Source organism: Okeania sp. (assembly GCF_983059655.1).
On the sequence record NZ_CEZPJD010000599.1, the window covers coordinates 1 to 5,030 of the forward strand.

The 5,030-nt window shown below is 35.7% G+C and carries 4 protein-coding genes; 3 read left to right on the plus strand and 1 reads right to left on the minus strand.

Annotation, left to right across the window (positions count from 1 at the left end):
* Positions 1–324: 324 nt before the first annotated feature.
* Positions 325–783, plus strand: coding sequence for a hypothetical protein (locus AC3DU7_RS24915; RefSeq protein WP_488041984.1), 459 nt, complete (start codon positions 325–327; stop codon positions 781–783).
* Positions 784–857: 74 nt separating this feature from the next.
* On the opposite strand, the gene cobO is transcribed toward AC3DU7_RS24915, so the two are convergent.
* Positions 858–1,466, minus strand: coding sequence for a cob(I)yrinic acid a,c-diamide adenosyltransferase (cobO, locus tag AC3DU7_RS24920; RefSeq protein ID WP_488041985.1), 609 nt, complete (start codon positions 1,464–1,466; stop codon positions 858–860).
* A gap of 355 nt (positions 1,467–1,821) precedes the next feature.
* On the opposite strand from cobO, the gene AC3DU7_RS24925 reads away from it, so the two are divergent.
* Both AC3DU7_RS24925 and AC3DU7_RS24930 read left to right on the plus strand, forming a co-directional pair.
* A complete protein-coding gene (locus AC3DU7_RS24925; RefSeq protein WP_488041986.1) occupies positions 1,822–3,117 on the plus strand; it encodes an ATP-binding protein in 1,296 nt (431 codons plus the stop codon).
* Positions 3,118–3,433: 316 nt separating this feature from the next.
* Positions 3,434–5,030 (plus strand): tetratricopeptide repeat protein (locus tag AC3DU7_RS24930; protein ID WP_488041987.1); only part of this gene is annotated, 1,597 nt, incomplete at its 3' end.

Consider the following 5,030-nt stretch of genomic DNA (forward strand, 5'->3'; position numbering starts at 1 on the left):
CCCTGTTCCCTGTTCCCTATAAACCTACTTTCATACCTTAATTCAGCAATGCCGAAAAAAGAATGTGACGAATAATTAAGTGCAATAAAAGGAATTTTTCAACCCAACTCTATATAATAATAAATTTTAGTGAAAAAGGGGTAGGAAATAGGGAGTAGAAGAATATAAAAATGTCCGCGCCCTATTTGTATAGCGCTATATTTGACAAAAAACTTTGTTAACAGTTGTTAATAGTTGAGAAACTAACACAAATTGTTAAAAGAATAGATATTTACCCTTTTATAAAGATATGATAATGGTGTAGATAACAATTAAGTAATATTCGTGATTTTTAGGTTAGTGGCGATCGCCACCTACTTAATATTGACCTATAATTCAGTAGATAGGCCAATAGTACAGTATAAAACTATTTCTCTTAAATATAAAGAAGAAAGGCCCAAGTTTTCTTCAAAAACAGATGACGATCGTACATTGCTGAGTGATGGAATTTACCTTTTTGGTCAGTCTCCACAGCCAGAGCAAATTCAGAATGAGTATTTTGTATTCAAGCTACAAAGTGGTAAAGTCATAGGCGCTGTTTATTTACCTCATTCAGCTTTTTATTGCTTTTATGGAATTTATGAGCAAAATAGCTTAGATGTAAAAGTTGTAGATAGTTATGATAATAGTGCTTCTGATTACATAGTAGATTTACAAAAATATCATTGGATCGACCGTGTTAGTGAAAATGATGCCAGGATATTAAGTACTTGCCAAACTAACCATCAAAATTTTGCTTTGTAATTTCATTAATTGATAATTGATAATTACCTCTGGTTAATAACTAAATCAAACTCCAAATTTGCTCTTTGCAAATATTAATATTCAATACCGGCTTGCGCCCTCACACCTTGCTCTCTAAAAGGATGCTTAATCATTTTCATTTCTGTAACTAAATCAGCCCTTTCAATTAATTCTGGAGGGGCACCCCTACCAGTAAGAATAACATGACAATCTTCTGGTTTCTCTTCTAAGCCAGCCAACAAGTCTTCTAACTTTAAATAACCCAATTTCAAACTAACATTCACCTCATCAAGTAATACTAATTTAAAATCTGGGTTACGGATATAAGATAAAGCCAAATTCCAAGCTTCATAAACTTTTTGAATATCGCGATCGCGGTCTTGAGTCTCCCAAGTAAAACCTTCTCCCAAAGCATCAAAAGATACTTGTTCGCCCCATTTTGTAAACACAGATTTTTCTGAGGGTTCCCAAGCACCTTTAATAAATTGAACTATTGCGACTCGATAACCATGACCCAAAGAGCGAATAACCATACCCAACGCTGCCGTAGTTTTGCCTTTGCCGTTGCCAGTATTGACAATAATTAAGCCTTTTTCGCTAGCAGCTTGAGATACTCGTTGTTCTTGTACTTCTTTGCGGCGCTGCATTTTCTGTTTGTATTGTTCGGCAGTTAGGGATGTCATATCAGTTATCAGTTAACAGTTATCAGTGTACAAAATAGTTTATTATCATAATTAATCTTAATTTGTCAACTGAAGAAGGAAGAAGGAAGAGGGAAGAAGCAAGAAGCAAGAAGACTTAACAGCAAGAAAAAAATTTATAGCGTTTCTCAGGCTAATTCTGAGAAGTCTCATTTGCTAGATCACGTGCCCCCAAAATTGTGGGACTTTTACCAGTTAATGGATTCTTGTTCCCCCCAGAATTGGGGGGTTAGGGGGGCAAAATTCAGTATTAAACAACTTTTTAGATATCCTCTAAAAGACTTTTTCAGCAAACCCTAAATAGTATAAATTTAAAGAGGAAAAAAATTAGAGTCCAATGGATAATTTATTAGAGTCATTTCGGGAAGCTTACAGAAACCTGGAACTTCTACCATTGCTAACACCAAAAGCACTAGCAAAGTTTCGGGTCGAATATGGTACTGAAACTATTGAAGAGTTACTACAGTTGGTAGAAGATAGTCCTTCTGGAGATAGTAAAATAATTTTTGCCGGGCATCGTGGATGTGGCAAGTCTACTCTTTTAGCAGAATTTTGTCGGCAGATAGAAGATAAATATTTTGTGGTATTTTTCTCTATTTCTGACTCTATCGAAATGTCTGATGTTAATCATATTAATATTTTGTTCGCGATCGCTGTTCATTTAATGGAGAAAGCACAAGAGCAACAGGTAAAAATTAAATCTTCTACTAAAGAACAATTTTATAAATGGTTTGCTAAACGAACTAGAACTGAAACTGATGAATTTAAAGTTGAAGGAACTGCTGGTTTTGACTTATTTAAAATTATTACTGGAAAGTTAAAAGCTGATGCCACTATTAGAGAGGAAATTAAACAAGAATTTCTCCGCAAAATTTCTGATTTAATTGCTAGAATAAATGAAATTGCTGCTGTAGTAGAGTCGGCTTCGGAAAAAGAAATATTGGTAGTTATTGATGACTTAGATAAAATCGACCTTGCTGTGGTACGACAGGTTTATGAAGAACATATCAAAGCATTATTTCAACCTAATTTTATAATTATATTTACTGTGCCAATTTCGGCTTTGCGGGAAGTCCGTACTATCTCAACTTTGCGTACAGAAACTAATAATCAAATTGTGACAATGCCCGTTTCAAAACTTTTTAAACAGGGAGAACGTCGTCTACCTAATGCTGTACCAATACCAGAACCTACAGAGATGCTAACTAACATAATTTACAAACGAATTTCTCCAGAATTAATAGAGCCACAAACTGTGGATAAAATAATTGTTTATAGTGGTGGAGTATTGCGGGAATTAGTCAGAATAACTAACGAATGTTGTCGAATTTGTCTCAGGTTAATTCGGCGCAGACCGGAGGATTTAGAAATAAAAATTAATGCTGAAGTATTAGAGGAAGCACTAATTAATATTAGTATTGATTTTGATACTCCTATAGGCACAAAAGACTATGCAATTTTGCAGCAAACTTATCAAGATTTTATGCCAGCAGACCCTCAAGAAGAACGTTTTTTAGATTTATTGCACGGGTTATATGTTCTAGAATATCGCAATGCTCAACTATGGTATGACATCCATCCAATTGTTACCGAACTTTTGCAAAGAAAAGGCGAATTAATGAATAATGAATAATTAATAATGAATAATTATTGAAGAAGGAGACAGGAGGGAAATTATATGGGGATAGTCTTTGACAAGCCGCTCCGCGTCTACGCTCCCCCAAGTAATTTTGAACAACGCGAGTGACGGTGGGGTATTAAACCCATAAAGAAAATGATAATGAATAATTAAATAATTCTGGCTTAAAACCTTCTGCCCTTTTAAAGGAAAGAAGAGAAATGATCTTTCCTTATATTGAATCAAGAACAGTTTTAACCAGAGGTAATTATCAATTATCCATTATCAATTATCCATTAATAAACTATTCCCTATTCCCTAGAAAAAAAAGATGCAAAATCAAAATAATTATGACGATTTAATTGTTTCTATTCAGGCAAATTATCAATCCTTAAATATTCTGATTGCCGTATGTGACTATAGTCAATATCGAGAGGAAATAATTCACAAATATGAAACAGAATTATCTCCCAATATTCCTTGTTATCGAGTTCAATTGGCAAAGGGAGAACCTAGTCTCAGAGCGGCTATTTCTCAGTTGGTAGAAACTGATGAATATTTACAGGCAAAAAGGCAAGCTGTGATTACTGTTACTGGTACAGAAAGTTTGCGTTTTTTAGCTTTTGATGAGGAAAAACCGGAACAGGAAAAGTTTTTTGGTTACTTACAGTGGACGCGGGAAGCTTTTCGACAATTTCCCTTTTCTATTGTGCTATGGGTAACGTTTCAAATGGTAGCAAACCTGAGTAAAAAAGCTCCTGACTTTTGGGCATGGCGCAAGGGAGTTTTTCGGTTTATTTCTCATCAGAAACAAGCTCTTCCTAGTCAGGATGTGGATTTTTTACATAAGTTTTTTTCGGAAAGATGGGGTGAGGTAGATGAGGATGACTCCCATTTTTTGCCAGTGGCAGACTTGCAAGAATTAATTGCAGATATTGAACGGAAAAAGGGAGATAAGGATGTTAGTTTGGTGACTTTGTATGGAAATTTGGGAAAGATTTTCGAGCGTCGAGTGGAACGTGGAGAATGTGAAAATTATCAGGAGGAGGCAGAGAAGGCGATCGGATATTATCAGAAGGCAATAGCTTTGCAGCAAGAGTTGGGTGTGGAGGAAGAACTTGCCACCTACCTCAACAACCTGGCACTTTTATATAAGTCTCAAGGGAGATATTCCGAAGCTGAACCTTTATACCAACAAGCTATAGAAATTGTCAAAATAGCCCTACCATCAAATCATCCTTATCTTGCCTTCAGTCTCAACAACTTGGCAAATTTATATCGTTCTCAAGGGAGATATTCCGAAGCTGAACCTTTGTACCAACAAGCTATAGAAATAGACAAAATTGCTCTACCATCAAATCATCCATCTCTTGCCACCCACCTCAACAACTTGGCAGGTTTATATGAATCTCAAGGAAGATATTCTGAAGCTGAACCTTTGTACCTACAAGCTATAGAAATTGACAAAATAGCCTTGCCATCAAATCATCCATCCCTTGCCAGAGACCTCAACAACTTGGCACTTTTATACAAATCTCAAGGGAGATATTCCGAAGTTGAACCTTTGTACCAACAAGCTATAGAAATTGTCAAAATAGCCCTACCATCAAATCATCCTTATCTTGCCTTCAGTCTCAACAACTTGGCAAATTTATATCGTTCTCAAGGGAGATATTCCGAAGCTGAACCTTTGTACCAACAAGCTATAGAAATAGACAAAATTGCTCTACCATCAAATCATCCATCTCTTGCCACCCACCTCAACAACTTGGCAGGTTTATATGAATCTCAAGGAAGATATTCTGAAGCTGAACCTTTGTACCTACAAGCCATAGAAATTGACAAAATAGTTCTACCATCAAATCATCCATATCTTGCCACCGACTTCAACAACTTGGCAGAATTATATCGTTCTCAAGGGAGATATT

Coding starts and splice junctions, on each gene's coding strand:
- cobO (WP_488041985.1), bottom strand. CDS start 1,466: ATGACATCCCTAACTGCCGAACAATACAAACAGAAAATGCAGCGCCGC.
- AC3DU7_RS24925 (WP_488041986.1), top strand. CDS start 1,822: ATGGATAATTTATTAGAGTCATTTCGGGAAGCTTACAGAAACCTGGAA.